At 52.4% G+C, this 17,611-nt stretch carries 15 protein-coding genes; 6 read left to right on the top strand and 9 right to left on the bottom strand.

Annotated features, from left to right (window positions below; all coding sequences use genetic code 11):
- Window positions 1–28 precede the first annotated feature (28 nt).
- Both BS29_RS05020 and BS29_RS05015 read left to right on the top strand, forming a co-directional pair.
- Window positions 29–2,278 carry a TonB-dependent hemoglobin/transferrin/lactoferrin family receptor gene (locus tag BS29_RS05020; protein WP_229956122.1) on the top strand — a complete coding sequence of 750 codons (2,250 nt, stop codon included), beginning with the start codon at window positions 29–31 and terminating at the stop codon, window positions 2,276–2,278.
- Window positions 2,279–2,295: 17 nt separating this feature from the next.
- Window positions 2,296–3,324, top strand: a complete 1,029-nt coding sequence (locus tag BS29_RS05015) for a DUF6607 family protein (RefSeq protein ID WP_229956121.1) — start codon at window positions 2,296–2,298, stop codon at window positions 3,322–3,324.
- Window positions 3,325–3,408: 84 nt separating this feature from the next.
- On the opposite strand, the gene BS29_RS05010 is transcribed toward BS29_RS05015, so the two are convergent.
- Entirely contained in the window at window positions 3,409–3,825 is a 417-nt protein-coding gene (locus BS29_RS05010) for a MarR family transcriptional regulator (protein WP_229956120.1), read from the bottom strand.
- A gap of 61 nt (window positions 3,826–3,886) precedes the next feature.
- The gene (locus BS29_RS05005) at window positions 3,887–5,218 is read right to left on the bottom strand and encodes a S41 family peptidase (RefSeq protein ID WP_229956119.1); all 1,332 of its coding nucleotides are present in this window, start codon (window positions 5,216–5,218) and stop codon (window positions 3,887–3,889) included.
- Window positions 5,219–5,269: 51 nt separating this feature from the next.
- Here BS29_RS05005 and BS29_RS05000 point away from each other — a divergent pair, with 51 nt between their 5' ends.
- Complete coding sequence (locus BS29_RS05000; RefSeq protein ID WP_229956118.1) at window positions 5,270–5,752, top strand: hypothetical protein; 483 nt, start codon at window positions 5,270–5,272, stop codon at window positions 5,750–5,752.
- 97 nt (window positions 5,753–5,849) lie between these two features.
- On the opposite strand, the gene BS29_RS04995 is transcribed toward BS29_RS05000, so the two are convergent.
- The 3 genes from BS29_RS04995 to BS29_RS04985 all read right to left on the bottom strand — a co-directional run bounded on the left by BS29_RS04995 (window position 5,850) and on the right by BS29_RS04985 (window position 7,817).
- Window positions 5,850–6,146, bottom strand: coding sequence for a YMGG-like glycine zipper-containing protein (locus BS29_RS04995; protein WP_229956117.1), 297 nt, complete (start codon window positions 6,144–6,146; stop codon window positions 5,850–5,852).
- 415 nt (window positions 6,147–6,561) lie between these two features.
- On the bottom strand, window positions 6,562–7,512 hold the full coding sequence (locus BS29_RS04990) for a cation diffusion facilitator family transporter (protein WP_229956116.1): 951 nt from the start codon (window positions 7,510–7,512) through the stop codon (window positions 6,562–6,564).
- Window positions 7,513–7,637: 125 nt separating this feature from the next.
- Window positions 7,638–7,817: a PspC domain-containing protein gene (locus tag BS29_RS04985; protein WP_089132939.1), complete on the bottom strand. Its 180-nt coding sequence runs from the start codon at window positions 7,815–7,817 to the stop codon at window positions 7,638–7,640.
- Window positions 7,818–8,423: 606 nt separating this feature from the next.
- Here BS29_RS04985 and recF point away from each other — a divergent pair.
- Together recF and mobA are read left to right on the top strand one after the other, a co-directional pair.
- A complete protein-coding gene (gene recF, locus BS29_RS04980; RefSeq protein WP_229956115.1) occupies window positions 8,424–9,497 on the top strand; it encodes a DNA replication/repair protein RecF in 1,074 nt (357 codons plus the stop codon).
- A gap of 299 nt (window positions 9,498–9,796) precedes the next feature.
- Window positions 9,797–10,375: a molybdenum cofactor guanylyltransferase gene (mobA, locus tag BS29_RS04975; RefSeq protein WP_229956114.1), complete on the top strand. Its 579-nt coding sequence runs from the start codon at window positions 9,797–9,799 to the stop codon at window positions 10,373–10,375.
- A 65-nt stretch (window positions 10,376–10,440) separates the two neighbouring features.
- Here the strand turns inward: mobA and BS29_RS04970 are convergent, their stop codons facing one another.
- Entirely contained in the window at window positions 10,441–10,707 is a 267-nt protein-coding gene (locus tag BS29_RS04970; protein WP_229956113.1) for a hypothetical protein, read from the bottom strand.
- A 204-nt stretch (window positions 10,708–10,911) separates the two neighbouring features.
- On the opposite strand from BS29_RS04970, the gene BS29_RS04965 reads away from it, so the two are divergent.
- The gene (locus tag BS29_RS04965; protein WP_229956112.1) at window positions 10,912–12,339 is read left to right on the top strand and encodes an amidohydrolase; all 1,428 of its coding nucleotides are present in this window, start codon (window positions 10,912–10,914) and stop codon (window positions 12,337–12,339) included.
- Window positions 12,340–12,390: 51 nt separating this feature from the next.
- On the opposite strand, the gene BS29_RS04960 is transcribed toward BS29_RS04965, so the two are convergent.
- The 3 genes from BS29_RS04960 to BS29_RS04950 are packed head-to-tail and all read right to left on the bottom strand — an operon-like array spanning window position 12,391 to window position 17,609.
- On the bottom strand, window positions 12,391–13,902 hold the full coding sequence (locus tag BS29_RS04960; protein ID WP_229956111.1) for a tryptophan halogenase family protein: 1,512 nt from the start codon (window positions 13,900–13,902) through the stop codon (window positions 12,391–12,393).
- An 18-nt stretch (window positions 13,903–13,920) separates the two neighbouring features.
- Window positions 13,921–15,981 carry a glycoside hydrolase family 97 protein gene (locus tag BS29_RS04955; protein WP_407673749.1) on the bottom strand — a complete coding sequence of 687 codons (2,061 nt, stop codon included), beginning with the start codon at window positions 15,979–15,981 and terminating at the stop codon, window positions 13,921–13,923.
- Window positions 15,978–17,609, bottom strand: a complete 1,632-nt coding sequence (locus tag BS29_RS04950) for an alpha-amylase family glycosyl hydrolase (protein ID WP_229956109.1) — start codon at window positions 17,607–17,609, stop codon at window positions 15,978–15,980. The genes BS29_RS04955 and BS29_RS04950 overlap by 4 nt, the downstream gene beginning before the upstream one ends.
- Window positions 17,610–17,611 lie beyond the last annotated feature (2 nt).

Below are 17,611 nucleotides of genomic sequence, written 5' to 3'. Positions count from 1 at the left end.
ATAATGCAGGTCAAAGAGGGATACCACAATGACATCACACTTCCGGCGCCGGGGCATGGCGTTTTCGTGCAGCCTACTCGCCTTGGGCTTTTCCCAAGCGGCAATGGCCGCAGAAGAAGGCAGCGCGGTTTTTGAAGACGACACAATTACAGTGACGGCGACACGCGCGCCGGTCGCGATTGAAGATGCGCCGGCCACTGTCACGGTTATTGATCAGGAACGCATCGCCGATGAACTGGCGACAGATGTCCGCGATATCGTTCGCTTTGAACCGGGCATTACCGTGCGCCGGGCTCCGGCACGCTTTGGCGCTGCACTCGGATCCACGGGCCGTGCAGGGAATGAAGATTTCAACATTCGCGGTATCGGCGGCAATCGTGTTCTCATCCAGGTTGATGGCATCCGATCACCGCAAGGGTTCAGCTTTGGTGCACAGGATGTAGGGCGCGGTAATGCGACGGATGTCGGCCTGATCAAGTCAGTGGAGATCTTGCGCGGTCCAGCCTCCGCACTCTATGGCAGTGACGGCCTGTCCGGAGCGGTGAGCTTCATAACATCTGATCCCGTGGATTTTCTGAACGATGGCTCTAATTTTGGCGGGTTTGTAAGAGCGCAATATAGCTCTGTTGATCAGGAATTTTCCGAAACCATCGCGGTGGCGGGCCAGACCGGAAATTTCTCTGCGATGCTGGCCTACTCTCGCCGTGATTTTGAAGAGTTGGACAATCAGGGCTCTATTGATACCGCTGATGCCACACGCACAACGCCTAATCCACAGGATGGCGAGTCAAATGCCTTTTTGGGCAAGCTGGTTTGGGAAAATGGTAATCACAAAGTCCGCCTGACGGGCGAATATCTTGAGCGGGAAGTCTTTTCAGATGTCCTCTCCGGTCGCGGCCCTGTCTTCTTGTTCGGTCCGACACCCGGCTGGATTGTCGACAGCCTGACCGCCAATGACGAAACCGAACGCGCTCGTGCATCTATTGATTATACTTATGATGCGGGCGAAGAAAGCGGCGGGATCATCGACTATGCCCATCTCGCTGCCTATTGGCAGGATGGCAAAGATCGGCAATTTGCGGATGAAGACCGCTCGCCAACCGGCGCAACACCGCGCCCGGACCGGGAACGCTTAAACACATTTAACAACACAGTTTATGGCGCGGTGGCCGACTTCCGTTCAACCTTCAATACCGGATCCGTCAAACATACACTGACCTTTGGTGGCGATGTTAGCAAAACAGAACAAGACGGTCTGCGTGACGGCGTCGTACCTCCTTTTGGAGAGAGCTTTCCGTCTCGCGCCTTTCCAAATACAGATTTCATCCTGGGCGGATTTTATCTCGGTGATGCAATCGAATTTGGCGAGGGGGTCGTCACCATCTACCCGGCCATTCGGTTTGACTTTTATGACCTTGATCCAACACTCAACGATCCCCTGCTGCCTACATTTACGCCCAGTGGGCAAAATGGCTCCAAATTTTCGCCAAAACTGGGGGCGGTCGTCAAATTGGGTGATGTGCGCTTGTTCGGAAATTACGCACAGGGATTCCGGGCGCCAACGCCCAGTCAGGTCAACAATTTCTTCGAAAATCTGGCGTTCGGCTATACGTCCGCGCCCAATCCTGATCTCAAACCGGAAACCAGTGCCAGCTTTGAAGCCGGCATAAGATATGCCGCCAATGGTATCAGTCTTGGGCTAACCGGATTCTATGCTGACTATGATGATTTTATCAGCCAGGAACAAATTGGCGGGTCGTTCCGGCCCGGCGACCCCGCGATCTTCCAGTTCGTCAACATTGCTGATGTGAAGGTAAAGGGCTTTGAGGCCAAGGCGAGTTACGAAGCGGACAATGGTTTTCGCGCTCGTTTTGCCATTGCTTTTGCAGATGGAGAAACGGGGCGGCCGGGTGAGCCGGACCAGTCGCTTTCAACCATCGATCCGCTCAACGCGATTTTGGGCGTTGGCTATCGTGACCCTGACGGCTTCTTCGGCGGCGAACTTATCGTGAGCTACAATGCACGCAAGGAGGCAAACGAAACGCTTGGCGTCTGCACCGACGCCTGTTTCCGCCCGCAAGAATCCGCCATTTTTGATGCAACCGCATTTTATCGCGTCACCGACAATATCAAAATACGGGCCGGTATCTTCAACATAACCGACAAGAAATATGCCCTGTGGAACAGCGTGCGAGGATTGAGGGAAACCTCAACAATCACCGATGCCTTCACACAACCCGGCCGCAACGCCAGCGTGTCCATCAGTCTGTCATTCTAAATTTTGGGAGAATTAATATGTCTATCAAATATGCCGCAAAGCTTGGCACTGCTCTGTTCTCGTTAGCACTACTTACATCTCCAGCATTGGCCCACCCTCCAATACCGGATCGACCAGCCGATGTCGAAAAATCAGCCTTTGAGGCCGATCGGGCCGATATATTGGCGATGGCAGGCAATTTCAAAGTCCGCTTTGACATGCAGGAATCCACGCCTTGGGCAGCCGACTATGAACCCCGCGAGCGCAAGATTTCAGGCGGCCATGAAGTCGTTAAAATTGTCGAAGACTCTGGTACGAAAATCGTGCTGCAACATCTTTTGGTCGTCGACATGGGCGAGAAGGATTTTATCGTCAAACACTGGCGACAGGATTGGGAATATCAGCCGGAAAAAATTCTCGCCTATTCGGATCGGAACCGTTGGGAATATCAGCCGATATCTGAAAAACGCCGCAATGGCCGCTGGTCACAAACCGTCTATCAGGTGGATGACAGCCCGCGCTATGCAGGTCTGGGCGAATGGGAAACACAAGGCGGTGTCCGGCGCTGGCGCTCCAGCTGGACCTGGCGACCTCTCGCCCGCCGTGACGCTGTTCGGAACCCTGTCTATGATCGCTATTATGCGATCAATCGCCATAGCCCCATGCCCAATGGCTGGATCCATTTTCAGGACAATACGAAAATGGGAATGGTCGATGGCAAGCTCGTTCCCATTGTACAGGAATATGTGCTCAACACGTATACCAAGTTTGACGGTTATAATGTGCAGGCCGCCGAGGACTATTGGACCAAGACCAAGGACTATTGGGCCGAAGTGCGTAAGACATGGGATGCCGCTTTTGCGTCAAACAATGGTGTGACGGTCGAAGAAGAAGCGGAAACCGGCACCGTAATCAGTGCCGAGCTGTTGGAAATGGGGACCAAGATAGCCGAAGACGAAATGGATGCAGCGGCGGCAACCAAAAAAGCACGCGCGCTGATCACCAAGGCAACCAAACCGGGTGCCGTTCAGTCGGCGCAAAATGGTGTCCGCTCGAGCAATTACTGAACCCTCGCGTGAATGTAAGCTCGTGTCCGTTTTGTGGCCATGCCCGGCATTGGTGGTGCGTTTCATTTATCCCGAAAGCGAACGTCAGGTGCTATCACTGAGACGGTTACACAGCGGTTTTTGGTTCAACGCATCAATAGCATTTGAAATGAGCAAATTTATGTCACCGACTTCTGCAAAAAGTTCAGCATAAGCTTTTCGGAGGAGAACACTGCAGCGATCAAATTTCTCCAGCTGGTCTATGCCCTCGTCTGTAAGGGAGAATAGTTTCCGACGCGCATCTGTTTCGTCCTGTGTCCGCACCAAAAGCCCAAGCTGAACCAACTTGGGCAGCTTCTGCAATACCAGCTGATGAGATTGCTCAAGCGCGGATGCCAAATCCGACGCCGAGGCTGACCCCAACTTGGCCAGGGACGTCATTAACGAGCAGGAGCGTACCGGGATGACAATCCCAAATTCCGCAAATATCTCCGAAGATTGCTCCTCTATAAGCAAGCTCAATTTATCAATTGGGCGCCCAATGAAGACAGGATCTGAAATATCGGGATAACTATCTTGAGGCTTAGTCAATGCGTTTATAGACCCTGTTGGGCCCCTTTCTGTTTATGCGCTCCAACGCCGTCACCTTATCACCGCTGGTCAGGAACCGAAATCGGAAATCCTTTATGCCCTCTACGCTAAACAGATTTTCTGCAATCGGTGTCAAAGCCAAACGAAACCGGTCTCGCCAAATATAGAATAGCTGTCCGTCTTCCTGCACAATTTTGCGCCCTTCATAGGCGCCCGTGATTTTTTCGCCAATATCTGCTCGCAATTGAGTTTGACTAGACCTTCCCAACAGGACCGGTTGCAGCCATTTAAGTTCCTCCGCCTTGGCTGGGTCATTTTTCGCAAGTGTTTCCAACGCCATCATATGCGTGACCACAAGAGCATTTTTCGATGCGACTTGATGGTCGGGCACGACGCCTTGGCCTTCAAAGTCACTCTTGTCCACAGGATCCCGAATCTCGCCAATTGGTGTTTGCAGGAAGAATTCATCATCGATCGGAACCCGGGTGACTGGGTGAGCACCGCCCGCCGTTCGTTCCCCAATCAACGTTGCACGTCCCAGTTTTTGAAGCGTGTAGGAAAACCATTCGGCAGACGAGAATGACGTGCTGCCGGTCAGGATATAAACCGGCTTGTCCATTAACCGCTTGCTGGGGAGTGCTGGTAAAACCCACTGACCGCGCTCAATTCGTTTCCCGTCTTCATTATAATAGTAATCAAAGAGAAGCTGGTCTTTCTCTGCGCTAAACAAATAGCTTGCAAGAAACTGAGCCATTTCGAGATATCCGCCATTATTGTAACGCAGATCAAAAATGATGGCATCGGTGTTCTCTATAAACTTCATCGTTGCAGCGGCCGTATCATGACCGATTTCCGGATTGGCAAAATAGGTAAAACTTACATAGCCGATATTGCCCTCAAGCCGCTTGATATTGTCAAAACCGAAATTTGTCTGGGCCGCTTCTGCAAGGTTCTTTTGCCTCCATTCAGCTTTGCGAGCAGGGTCATCTTTTGCGGTAAATTCACTCACCCATTTTGGGTCAAGGCCAACAACAAAATGAAGGTCGTTGCTGATTTCAATGATATCATTGGTCAGCTCGCTTGCAAATTCTGACTTATCCCTGACTTTATCATAACCGCCATTTCGCAAATTTTGTTGCAAGAGTTGCGAGATATTCTCCGCCTTTTCCGGGAAGACATAATTTGATTTCAAAGCCTTTCCCAAGGCCATAATAATTTCGTTTTTCTCATTCTTGGAGAGGCCATGTTCTTCGGCTGCAACATCGGGCGTCAGAAAAAATATGAAAAGTGAAGCGATGATCAATGACCAGAATTTGTGCAGCATGCTGAGTTCCTATTGTGATAACGGAATTCATACAACATATTGCGCAACATATTGCAATATATTTTCTTCATGCTAAAAATATGGAACAAATATTTGCATCAACAGCAGATACTGGCATTGATTTTATATACTGGTTTCAAGGAGAGCCCCATCCGTATTCCTAACATATTGTGTTTGACGCTTTGCCTTTGTGCTTGCTCGGCCACAGGCCCAGTGAAAGATGGCAATGCTTCGATCGCTCCGCAGTGGGCGCTCTATCATCCTGAAACCGGCCAATCTGGTTTCGCGCGCTACGATAAAAAGCGCGGTGAAGGCGATTTTCAAAAAGCGGACCGCCAAGCAATTCATGTTCATGAACTTGAGCTGTTGCTTCAGTTTGCCGAGGATCAATTTCCATGTCCGCTGGATCGAAGCAGAACCCTGTACGCTGCCGATACAAACATATTCTTGATCCTGGATCGCTACGAAAAAGGTGAAATCACCAAGGATATGATTGTTGGTGGCACTATCCCTTTGAGCTACAAATGTCCGTGATCATATAATATTGGCGGCTGCAAGGTCCCTTTTAACATCCGCTTTCACGCCCAAAGCGGACGTTAAAAGCCAAGTGCAAATCGCTTTCAACCACCTATCAATCCGGATAACCAGGCTCTCCGCGGCAGTCGTCGTCGAGCTCACCGTCATCATTATAGCCATCGCAATCATCATCCTTGTCGATGAAATAGCCCGCGGCCGCTCCTGCAGCAGCGCCAATGGCTGCGCCTTTTAAGGCATCATCGGCATCGCCAGTCACCGCGCCGATAATGGCGCCGGTTGCTGCGCCAGCTGCGGCACCTTCACCAGCATAGTTGCCGGCACAGGCTGTTAAAGAAATTGCCGACACAGTCGTGACAGCGAGGATTGATAATTTCCGTGCAAATATTCTCATAACCAAACTCCTGAAAAAATCTGCCCCTGTCATGGGCAATAGACCGACGGATCATATTCTGTATGCTGAACAGAATATCTTTTTCGGACGAATGGCTCTGGGGTTGCGATAATCACCGCAAACAGGCGTTTCAGGAGCGCTCCTCTTTCCTACACATGTCGCTTTGTGATATTGAAACCGCGCTCTTTCTCAGCTTTGAATATGGTCTATCGTCTAATTCTGCGGCAAGCGGAATTGGGGTGTGAATTGTGTGAACTTTGAAAAATGAAGCGTAACGCGCAGGCTACTTGATCCTGTGTGACTTGTGTGAACTTTGAAACAAAAAATCCAGATCAGGCGGTGTAATAGGACTGTGTGAATATTGTAAACTTCGCCTATGGGCCGCCATGGTCATTGGCAACAAAACGTCACGTTTCTATGAATGGCAATTCGTTTGGCAGATATCGGATTCCTCGTCCTCCAGTTCAATCTGGATGGTGATGTGATGGATCGCAAAACGCTTTTTCATCTCCGTCTGAACATCAGCAAGAAACCCTTTACCCGGATGCCCCCCCGGAATGACGAGATGTGCGGTCATCGCGTTTTCGCTGGTGCTCATCGGCCAGATATGCAGATCATGTACCGTCTCAACTCCGGGAAGCTCAGAAAGCGCCTCCAATACCTCTTCCACATCGATACCCCTTGGCACCCCGGCCAGTGACATCCGGATGGCTTCTTTCAATAATCCCCAGGTGCTCCAGAAGATCAGTGCAACAATGAGCAAGCTGATCAGCGGATCGATCCAATTCTGCCCAGTATAGAATATTGCGATACCGCCGATAACCACGCCCGCTGATACTGCAGCATCAGCCATCATATGTAAAAATGCGCCGCGGATATTTATATCTTCCTTCTGACCGCGCATGAACAGCATTGCCGTTCCGAAGTTTATGACGATGCCGATCGACGCCACAATGATAACAGTTTGCGACGCGACAGCTTGCGGGGCACTAAACCGCTCTATCGCTTCCCAAGCGATCGCCCCACAGGCGACCAGCAGAAATAGGCCGTTCAATAGGGCTGCCAATATCGACGATCCGCCAAGACCATAAGTAAATTGCTTGCTGGGAGGCTTTTTAGCGAGTTCAGCTCCGGCCCATGCGACGGCTAAGCCCAGCACATCTGACAGATTATGCCCGGCATCGGCAAGCAGAGCCATGGAGCCGGAAAGGAGGCCAAAAATTACCTCGACGATGATGTAGATGGTGTTGAGCGCGATACCAAAGGCAAAGGCACGGCTGAAATTTGTTGGCATATGGCCGTGCGGGCCGTGGCGATCATGGTGGCTGTGAGAAATATGTCCGTGATGATGGTGATGGCCGGACATCTGCGCTCCGATAAATTACTCAATAGCTGCTTGCTATTAAATACACGGATTTATCAGAGCGGTCTATGATTATTATTCAATGTTTTCTGTATGTTATATCATTCATGCGATGGTTGATCTCGCGATTAGTCGACAATCAGGCCAATCGCGAGATAGATGATGATCGCAGAACCAAAGCCAAAAATGGTCGCGAGCACGAAGATGATGCGCAGAAGATTGGCATCCATGCCGCTCCAATTTGCAAGGCCGGAGCATACGCCCATTAGCTTGCCATTGGCTTTGTCGAGTTTGAGTTTGTTTTTCACAGGGCTATTTTTCCTTTTGTTCGATGAAATGGGTTCGGGCCAGCTGGTGGGTTTGTTTTTGTCTGACATCAGATCACCAAAGAACCGGCATTGTTAATCGCTGGGGCGACACTGGCGCTGACGAAAACTGCTGCGGAGAAGAGAGCGGCAAAACCAGCGAGAAATTTATTTTGCAATTCGTAGGTCATGATATTTCCTTTCAGGGGATTAGGGTAAAGTTAGATTACAAGAGAGCCGGCATTGTTGACTGCTGGTCCAACGCTAGCCGCGATGAAAACACTGGCTGAGACGATGGCGGCGAAAGCGGCGGCGATATTATTTGATACATTCGTGAACATTTTGATTTCCTTCTTATTTAAAAACTAGGCTTCGCGGTTGTGTTAGCGAAGATGTCTCATGCCTTGCACAGGGCGTGCCAGTTTTTATTTATCGTTTATTTTCATGTGCTTGGTCGATTTCGACCATGAACGTCAAATCCTGTAAAACCGATATTTGGTGTTTTTCACTAACTTTTAGTATCTTATGAACAAGAGATGAATGATAGCGACCCGGGTCGCGAATTTTCTTCTCATCATATCTCGACAAGGCTAGACAAGATGGCCTGTCATGACGATCTCCCGCCTCACTTTGCAAAATTTCCGGAACTATCCGCAGCTGCGTTTAGAAACCGCACCGGGCTTTGTTGTATTGAGCGGCGATAATGGCGCAGGAAAGACTAATATATTGGAAGCGGTATCGCTTCTGTCACCCGGCCGCGGGTTAAGGCGGGCTCCGATAAAGGATATGGCCAGCGAGGGAAGCAGCGGCGATTTTGCCGTCGCTGCGGAGCTAGGGGATATCCAACTGGGAACCGGCACCAGCATGGAATATCCCGAACGCCGCAAAACACGGGTCAACGGCGCTGCGGTGCCGACTAATGATTTAGCCCAATGGCTATCGATATTGTGGCTAACTCCTGCGATGGACCGGCTGTTCATGGAGGGCGCATCGGGGCGGCGGAATTTTCTGGATCGACTGGTAACGGCTCTTGAACCGGAACATGCCAGAAGTTGTACGCGCTATGATGCCGCACGACGAGAGCGCAACCGGCTATTGGCAGATGAATATATGCCAGACAGCGAGTGGCTGGATGCACTCGACGGACAGCTCGCCAGCTTTGGCAGTGCAGTCGCCGAGGCCCGCTTTCGCATTACGCAGGCCCTTAATGATGCGCTGGCGAAGACCGACGATGGTCTCTTTGCCGCGGCGAAACTTCATCTCGACGACAAACAGCAGCGCAGCGAACAAGAGCTGCTTCAGGCTCTCGGCATAAATCGCCAAGCCGATCGCAGGGCTGGCCGAACATTGAACGGCCCACATCGCGCTGACCTGACGGTGTTTCATAGGGCCAAGGACCAGGCCGCAGAGAAATGCTCCACTGGCGAGCAGAAAGCTTTGCTGTTCTCGATCATCTTGGCCCATGCCGACCTCATCGCTGATCAACGGGGCAGCCGCCCGATCCTTTTGCTTGATGAAGTCGCCGCTCATCTCGACCCACAGCGCCGGGCAGCGCTGTTCAGCAAGTTGAAGGAAAAGGGCGGGCAAGTCTGGTTGACCGGCACGGAGCCCGGGCTATTTGATGACGTCCCCGATGATGCACTCCATTTCAAGGTGGCAGGCGGTACGGTTACGAAGCGTTAACCATCAACCTTAGCGGTTGGTTGGTCTTTTTTAAGCATTAGATGCAATATGCAGATTGAACAACAGAAGCGTACAACGCAATCACTGGCAAAGCTTGGCAGTTCGATCGTGCCAATCCTGCTTGCGTTGCAGGCCGTGATTTTCCCAGTGCTATCCTGAACCTAGGACAAGGCCTTGCCAATCATCTTCAAAACTAGCTTGCAGAGTCCCAGCCGACTGATTTAATTGGAGAATTGCTGGACAGAGTGGGCAGCTGACGGCAAATTAGGCCCGCACCAACTGTGTCGGAGCCCGTGACGATGAATGATAATCCCCCAACCTGCCTTGTCATTCTGGCGGGTGGTCAATCCCGCAGAATGGGCAAGGATAAAGCGAAAATCACCTTGGGCGGTGAGCGACTGGTCGACCGCGCAATCGCGCGATATAGCCCCTCTGTCGATCGAATTTGGCTTTCGGCCGCCAGCGATTTTGACACTGGCATCGACATTATCTCCGATGACCCTGACGCACCCGGTGGGCCGATTGGTGCAATTTTTACCATTGCGGCTCATTTGCCGATACTCTGTCCCGAAGCCGTTGGTTTTGTGACGGTTCCGGTGGATGCCCCCTTCGCACCCGACAATCTTGTCCGCCGCCTAAGCGCTGTGCCGGGCTGTGCTGTTGCGCAGGGGCCAGAGCGGTTACATCCGGTTTTTGGCTATTGGCGCTGCGATATCGTGAATAGCATACGCGGAACGCACGAAATCGGCGAGCAATCCCCTTCCCTGCATTGGCTGGCGCGACAATGCGATGCGCAGTTGGTCGACTGGCCGGACGAAGCGCCATTCATGAACATCAATACGCCACAAGATTTAGCAGATGCCGAAGCCCAAATATAAAAGCCGGTGCATGAGGGGATGCACCGGCTCCTATTTTCGCCAAAGGCGAGAAATTTGTCGTCCGCTTATTTGAGGCGGCGCAATTCTTTCTTGGTCAGACTTGTCATCAACTTGCCGTCAGTTTTGGATAGGGTTTCGGCCTGAACACGGCGAACTTTGCCCTTATAGATCACCAGTACGTCGCCATCGTCGGTCACCCGGTTGACTTTCGCCACACTGGATCCGGAGGCGTCATAAAGACGGTCATTGCGTTGAACGTCAGCAGCGAAAGCGGCAGGAGCTGTCAAAGAAAGGGCTGTTGCGGTGAGAATGATAGAAGCAAATTTGTTCATGTTAGTCTCCATTCAGGATTGGGGAGGTTGCATGACCAATGTACTTACACAAAAGTAAGTTGCAATGTGAAATGTTGCACCCGCGAGTTGCATTTTTGCAATTGACTTGCACTTATCGCAACAACGCGAATCCTGTAATATTGTTGCGTGAGGGTCTTGAACTATGCCATCGTCAGGAAAATCGTCATTGGTCTGGGGAAATTTATGAAACATCTTAGTATCTTGCTCGCTCTAACCGCCCTGCCCTCCTTGGCCCATGCGCAGAACGCGCAAGAAACGAAAATATTGGAAGGCATTGATGCCCGCTATGATGAAACCGCCAGCGTCGCTCGCCAGATCTGGGAATGGGCAGAAGTCGGCTATCAGGAAGAGAAAGCCAGCGGCCTATTGCAGCAAAACCTTCGCGCACAGGGCTTCAAGATAACCTCGGGCGTTGCCGAAATTCCAACAGCCTTTGTGGCCGAATATGGGAAAGGCGGGCCCGTCATCGCGATATTGGCCGAATTTGATGCTCTGCCCGGCATTAACCAGGATGCGGTTGCAACACGATCGCCAATAGAAGGTAAAGGCGCCGCACATGCATGTGGCCACAATCTGTTCGGTGCAGGGTCGTTAGAAGCAGCCATTGCCGTCAAGAAATGGCTAGATGAAACCGGAACACCTGGCCGTGTCCGGCTCTACGGAACACCGGCAGAGGAAGGCGGTAGCGGAAAAGTCTATATGGTCCGCGCTGGATTATTCGACGATGTTGATTTTGCCCTGCACTGGCATGCTGGTGATGAAAATTCTGCAGCAGCCCGCATGACCTTGGCCAATCGTTCCGCCAAGTTCCGTTTCAGGGGTGTTTCTGCTCATGCGGCAGGCGCGCCTGAAAAAGCGCGCTCTGCGTTGGATGGCGTCGAAGCATTTAACCTGATGGTCAATATGATGCGCGAACATGTCCCGCAGGACTCGCGCATTCATTATGTCATTACTGAAGGCGGGACTGCACCCAATGTTGTCCCTGATTTTGCGGAAGTCTTCTACTATGTCCGGCACCCGGATCCAGATGGCGTAGATGCGATTTGGAAGAGAATGGAAGATGCCGCTCGCGGTGCTGCCCTTGGCACAGGCACCGAAGTGGATTGGGAAGTAATCCATGGCAATAATCCGCTATTGGTCAACGAAACCCTGGCCAAAATGGTGGATGCAAAACTGCGCCAAGTTGGTGGAATTACCTATTCCGCAGAAGAACAAAAGTTCGCCGAAACTATTTATGCCAGCTTTGATAGCCCGAAACTGAAACTCGGCAGCGAGTCCGAAATACAGCCCTATGAAGTAACACTGGGCTATGGATCGACAGATGTTGGCGATGTGTCTTATGCTACACCGACAGTTGGTCTGCAGACCGCAACATGGGTGCCAGGAACCTCTGCCCATAGCTGGCAATCATCGGCGGCAAGCGGTATGTCCATTGGTTTCAAAGGCACACAGGCCGCGGCCAAGACGCTGACCCTTGCTGCAATTGAACTGTATAGCAATCCGGAGTTGCGCAAAGAAGCCAAGGCTGAGTTCGACAAGGCACGCGGACCAAATTATGAATATAAATCGCTGCTGGGCGACCGCGACCCGCCACTGGATTATCGCAAGTAGGGATATACGGCTTGTTTGATTTTGCTAAATGTCGAGCCTGGACCCGGCCACCTACAATGCCGCTGCATGGTCACTAAAATTGAGCGCACAGCGTTCCAGAAAGCGACCAATATCATCCATATCATGATGGACGATGTCCTCGCCAGGTGGCGTTATTTTGGCATCGTCAGGAAAGGTGCCATAGCCTGCCAAAAGACTATGCCAGCTGATCGCGCTATAATATTTGCTGATATCGAGCCGAGCAATTTCTGCCGCCAGGTCACCGCCAATATACCAATTTGTGAGCACCGCTTTCAGATCATCTGATAAGCTATGGTTGTTGCGGCAGGCGGCCCAATAGTCGATTCCCGCCGCATCTTCGCGCCGGTTCACTTTATAGTGGCAGACAATATAGTCGCGGATGCCTTCATAACGGGCTGCAATATCGGCGTTGAAACTGTCGCGATTTTCCGGTGTGTAGCCACCAACCTCAAATGATCCGATAAACTGCTCCACTGTCGCCATCACGATGTGTAGAGCGGTCGCTTCCAACGGTTCGAGAAACCCTTGGGACAGTCCAATAGCTAGCGCATTGTGCGACCAGCTATTGCGTACCCTGCCCACCCGCATTTTCAGATGGCGCGCTTCGCCCTGGTCGCCAACGCCCAGATGCTGGCGCAGTTCCTGCTCTGCTGTCTCTGCATCAATATGAGAAGAGGAATAGACATAGCCGTTCCCGCTGCGCGTAGTCAGCGGAATGTCCCAGATCCAACCGGCTGACAGCGCCGTAGCCTTGGTTTGGCTTGGCAAGCCGGCATCGTCTGCATGCGCAGTTGGCATGACTACTGCGCTGTCGTTGAACAGATTGTCCGAGAAAGCAAGAAACGGTTCTTCCAAAGCACCATTGAACAATATGGCGCGAAAACCGCTGCAATCGAGGAAAAAATCACCCGCAATGCGTGCACCATCTTCTGTGACAAGCGCAGCTATGTCGCCATTATCTGCCCGCTCGACTTTCTCGACCCTACCCTCAATATGTCTGACGCCCAGATTTTCCGTCGCGTGGCCAGCCAGAAAGGCCCCGACTTTATGGGCATCAAAATGATAGCCATAACTTGGTTCAAACGGGAAATGCTCCGGCGCTTTTGGCGCTTTGTCGGTCGCGGCCAAAAGTGCGGGCAGGAAGAAACGATCAGGGTGCGCGTCAACATCCCGACCGGTCCGCCGGGCCCGGGTGTTATAGAAAAATTTAGCCGCCGTATGGCTGTCAATCGGGGCGGGAAAAGGATGAAAATAGCTTTCATAGCCGGACCGGTTGGACCATCCGTGAAAGCTGATACCGTTTTTATAGGTCGCGTCACAGGCGGGCATCCACTTGCATTCCGCTATGCCAAGCCGATCGAAAAAGGCTTTTAGCTGCGGTGTGGAGCCTTCGCCGACACCGATGATGCCGATTTCCTTGCTTTCGATCAGGGTGACCTTCGCACCGCGATCACGCCATTGGTGCGCCAGCAAACATGCCGCCATCCAGCCAGCTGTCCCGCCGCCCAATATGACGAAATCTTTGGCGGCGGGATCGGTCATATCATTCCGAAGCCCTATTCAACCTGCTGGCGTCAGTCGGATGGCAAAGCCGCCGCCCGGAGCGATGCGCAGGGGCAGCCTGTCTTTGGCCGTCACATTACGGTTTTCGATTTCCGTGTCATGGCGAGCAACCGTGCGATAGTCGGCCTTGTCGGCGTCGCGCCAGATTGTTGCGACATAGTTCGTGCCTTCAGGTAGGAAAGACAAATCAACCGCTATATCCCGCGCCTCTTCATTGGTCACGCCGCCGACATACCAGTCTTCGCTCGCCTTATCCTTGCGCGCGATAACAGCATAGTCGCCGACTTCGCCAGCCAGTGTTTTTGTCTCGCTCCAATCGACGGGTACTTGTTCCACAAAGGCCAGTTCTTTGGGATATTTTGCGAGATTCTCGGGCAAGTCAGCCGCCATTTGAATGGGTGAATAGACCACCAGATAGAGCGCCAATTGCCGTGCCAACGTTGATTCCAGATCGCGGCCATCCCGCCCTTTTAACGAGAAAACGCCCGGCGTATAATCCATCGGACCCGACAGCATTCGGGTGAATATCATTGTCGGCACATGATCGGGACCATTACCTGGCTCACCCCATGCCTGATATTCCATGCCCCGCGCGCCTTCGCGGCTGACCCAATTGGGATAGGTTCGGCGCAGGCCGGTATCCTTGATCGGTTCATGCGGATTGACGGCGACCTTGTGCTTGGCTGCTGTCTCAACGACTTTCAGATGGTGGCGGACCATGGTCTGTCCGTCATGCCACTCAAAACGCTCGCCATCAGGGCCATCGCCCGGTGCAATGATCCCGCCGGCATCGGCCACATAGCCGGTTTTCACTGCATCGATGCCAAGCCTTTCATAGAGCGCCATCGCCTCGTCCAGCTGTGCTTCATAGACCTTGATGTTGCCGCCGGTTTCATGATGGCCGACCAGACGCACGCCCTTTTCACGGGCATAGTCCGTCAACCATTGGATATCGAAATCGGGATAGGTTTCGGTGAAGGAATAGTCGCGGCCATTGCCAAACCAGTTGCCGTCCCAACCCTTGTTCCAGCCTTCTACCAATACGCCGCGGAAACCATGTTTGGCGGCAAAATCGATATAGCGTTTGGTGTTGGCCGTGGTCGCACCATGTTTTTCGCCGGAAGCCCAGCTGGCGGTATCGAGATGCATTTCCCACCAGACGCCAATATATTTAAACGGCTCTACCCAGCTTACATCGCCGAGCTTATTGGGTTCGTTGAGGTTTAGCTCCAAATCGCTGTCATACAGCTTGGCCGCATCTGCCGCGATGCGGATTGTGCGCCAAGGGGTATTGAACGCGCCGGTACGGGAGACCCGCGCATCGCGACTGGACGGTGCGAGCGTCGAACGGAAACGCCGACCTTCAACCCGCTTCAGCCACATGCCTGAATAGTCAACCAGAGCCGCTTCATGAAACGACAAATGGGTGCCGTCGTCCAGTTTCATCGTAATCGGCGTGTGGGCCGAGGAAACGCTGTCTATCGGAGTTTCATGATAGAGATATTCATAGCGGTTCCAGTCGCCAGCAGGTGTCCACCAAGAAACACCGTTCTGCGCGATCACAAAATCGGTATTTTCATCTGCGATATTCCACGGCTTTCCGTCGGCTTGTGCAGGCAACTCATAGCGAAAGCCGATGCCGTCATTAAACACCCGGAAACGAATGGTTAGAGAGCGTTTTGTTGTTCCTTTGTCGCCGCCCATATCATGTACCCTGACGGCCAGTTCATTGTGCTGATCCACTACTGTGGTGCGTTCACCCCAAGGCAATTCCCATTTGCTGTCCACTGCATTGGTATCGGCACCGTCAAAGGTAAAGCCGCGCGCCATTGGGATAGCATCGGTGAACTGAAAGCCCATTTGTGATGGTGCAATTATGGCATTGCCATCTTTGGTCACGGCATATTGTACACGGCCTTCACCATTGATCATCACCGAAACCTTGATCTGGCCATCTGGGGAGGTCGTTGAGGCGAGATCTTCGGCCAGGGCCGGTGTAGATAGAAACGCTGCGATCAGCAGTAAAACATTGCGGACGGGGGTTTTGACCACAGTCATTCTCCTTGATTTTTGGACAATATGATGCCGGAATAAGCTGGCAGAGCGTTATTTGTGGCGTCATTCACAGAATGAATGAGAGTGCCGTTTTCCACGCCCCAAGTTAGATCAGTGGGACCCATGTTAAACGCGCAGGTCAGCGTTTCGTCGCCAGCTTCGCGTTCGAAGATCAACAGGTCACCATCGGCTTTCAGGACGTTTAATCGACCGGACCGCAAGGCTTCGTGATTTTTGCGCAATGCAATCAACGCCCGGGTTAGGTTCAACAGCGATGACGGATCATCATTCTGTTTGTCCACGGCCAGCGCGTGATGCTCATCAGCTACCGGCAACCAAGGCTGGACCTCGGAAAAGCCTCCATTGAGCGCGCCCGACTGCCATGGCATCGGCGTCCGGGCACCATCACGGCTAAGCGTCAAGGGCCAGTTGGCGATAGCCTCAGGATCCTGTAAGTCTTCAAAGGCGATATCCACCTGCGTCAGACCCAATTCTTCGCCTTGATAGATGATGATCGTGCCGCGCAACGCGACCAGCAGCAACATCTTCATCCGGGCGAAAGCATCAGCATATTCCGGAGCGACCCAACGTGAAACGGCCCGCGGGGCATCGTGGTTTTCGAATGCCCAGCTTGGCCACCCCACGCCCGGAATATCTGGCCATTGCTCGACAGCTTCTCGCACCAGGCGAGGGGTCAAAGCATCGGCATAGAGAAAGTTAAATCCATAAGCGCTGTTGAGATGGGTTTCACCGGAAGTGAACAATTTCATCTCTCGCTCGGCATCATCACCGCCAACTTCGGCGACGGTGAAGCTGCCTTCATATTCATCGGTAAGCGAACGGATACGTTCAATGAAAGCGGGAATATCGGGATGCGACTGGTTGTAGAGTCGCTGTTGAAAGTCGAAAGAGCGCGTGCGTTTCTTGTTTGACGGCTGTGCCGGTGGATTGTCGCGCAACTCAGGATCGTGCATCGCAAAATTAAGCGCATCGATGCGAAAACCATCGACGCCGCGATCCAGCCAGAAGCGGCCGACGTCAAGCAACGCCTCTTGCAATTCGGCATTATGACCATTCAGCTGTGGTTGGCTGGACAGAAAATTGTGCAGATAATATTGCCCGCGCCGCGCATCCCAGGTCCATGCCGGACCGCCAAAGACGGACTGCCAGTTGGAAGGTGGCGAGCCATCGGGCTTGGCATCGGCCCAGACATACCAGTCGGCCTTGGGATTGTCTTTGCTGCTGCGGCTTTCGGCAAACCATGCATGTTGGTCGGACGTGTGCGAATAGACCTGATCAATCGTCACGCGCAGGTTCAGTTCATGCGCCCGCTTTATCAGAGCGTCAAAATCCGTCAGCGTGCCAAAGATAGGATCAACGTCGCAATAATCGGCGACGTCATAGCCAAAGTCTTTCATCGGTGATTTGAAAAAGGGAGACAGCCAGATCGCATCGGCGCCCAGACTGGCAACATGGTCAAGATGAGCGGTTATACCTGCCAGATCACCAATGCCGTCGCCATTGCTGTCGGCAAAGCTACGCGGGTAGATTTGATAAATCGTAGCCCCCTTCCACCATGGTGTGGCGGTGTCGGGATCAATATCAGTTATGTTATGCAATTTCTGTAGCACGT

It is taken from the genome of Parasphingorhabdus litoris DSM 22379 (assembly GCF_020906275.1).
Taxonomy (GTDB): domain Bacteria; phylum Pseudomonadota; class Alphaproteobacteria; order Sphingomonadales; family Sphingomonadaceae; genus Parasphingorhabdus; species Parasphingorhabdus litoris.
This window is presented reverse-complemented; position numbering and strand designations above follow the sequence as displayed.

What these genes read in the sequence shown, in the direction of transcription:
- BS29_RS04965 (WP_229956112.1), top strand. Translation starts at nt 10,912, where the DNA reads ATGAAACATCTTAGTATCTTGCTCGCTCTAACCGCCCTGCCCTCCTTG.
- BS29_RS05005 (WP_229956119.1), bottom strand. Translation starts at nt 5,218, where the DNA reads ATGCTGCACAAATTCTGGTCATTGATCATCGCTTCACTTTTCATATTT.
- recF (WP_229956115.1), top strand. Translation starts at nt 8,424, where the DNA reads ATGACGATCTCCCGCCTCACTTTGCAAAATTTCCGGAACTATCCGCAG.
- BS29_RS05015 (WP_229956121.1), top strand. Translation starts at nt 2,296, where the DNA reads ATGTCTATCAAATATGCCGCAAAGCTTGGCACTGCTCTGTTCTCGTTA.
- BS29_RS04955 (WP_407673749.1), bottom strand. Translation starts at nt 15,981, where the DNA reads ATGACTGTGGTCAAAACCCCCGTCCGCAATGTTTTACTGCTGATCGCA.
- BS29_RS05020 (WP_229956122.1), top strand. Translation starts at nt 29, where the DNA reads ATGACATCACACTTCCGGCGCCGGGGCATGGCGTTTTCGTGCAGCCTA.
- BS29_RS04960 (WP_229956111.1), bottom strand. Translation starts at nt 13,902, where the DNA reads ATGACCGATCCCGCCGCCAAAGATTTCGTCATATTGGGCGGCGGGACA.
- BS29_RS04990 (WP_229956116.1), bottom strand. Translation starts at nt 7,512, where the DNA reads ATGTCCGGCCATCACCATCATCACGGACATATTTCTCACAGCCACCAT.
- BS29_RS04995 (WP_229956117.1), bottom strand. Translation starts at nt 6,146, where the DNA reads ATGAGAATATTTGCACGGAAATTATCAATCCTCGCTGTCACGACTGTG.
- mobA (WP_229956114.1), top strand. Translation starts at nt 9,797, where the DNA reads ATGAATGATAATCCCCCAACCTGCCTTGTCATTCTGGCGGGTGGTCAA.
- BS29_RS04970 (WP_229956113.1), bottom strand. Translation starts at nt 10,707, where the DNA reads ATGAACAAATTTGCTTCTATCATTCTCACCGCAACAGCCCTTTCTTTG.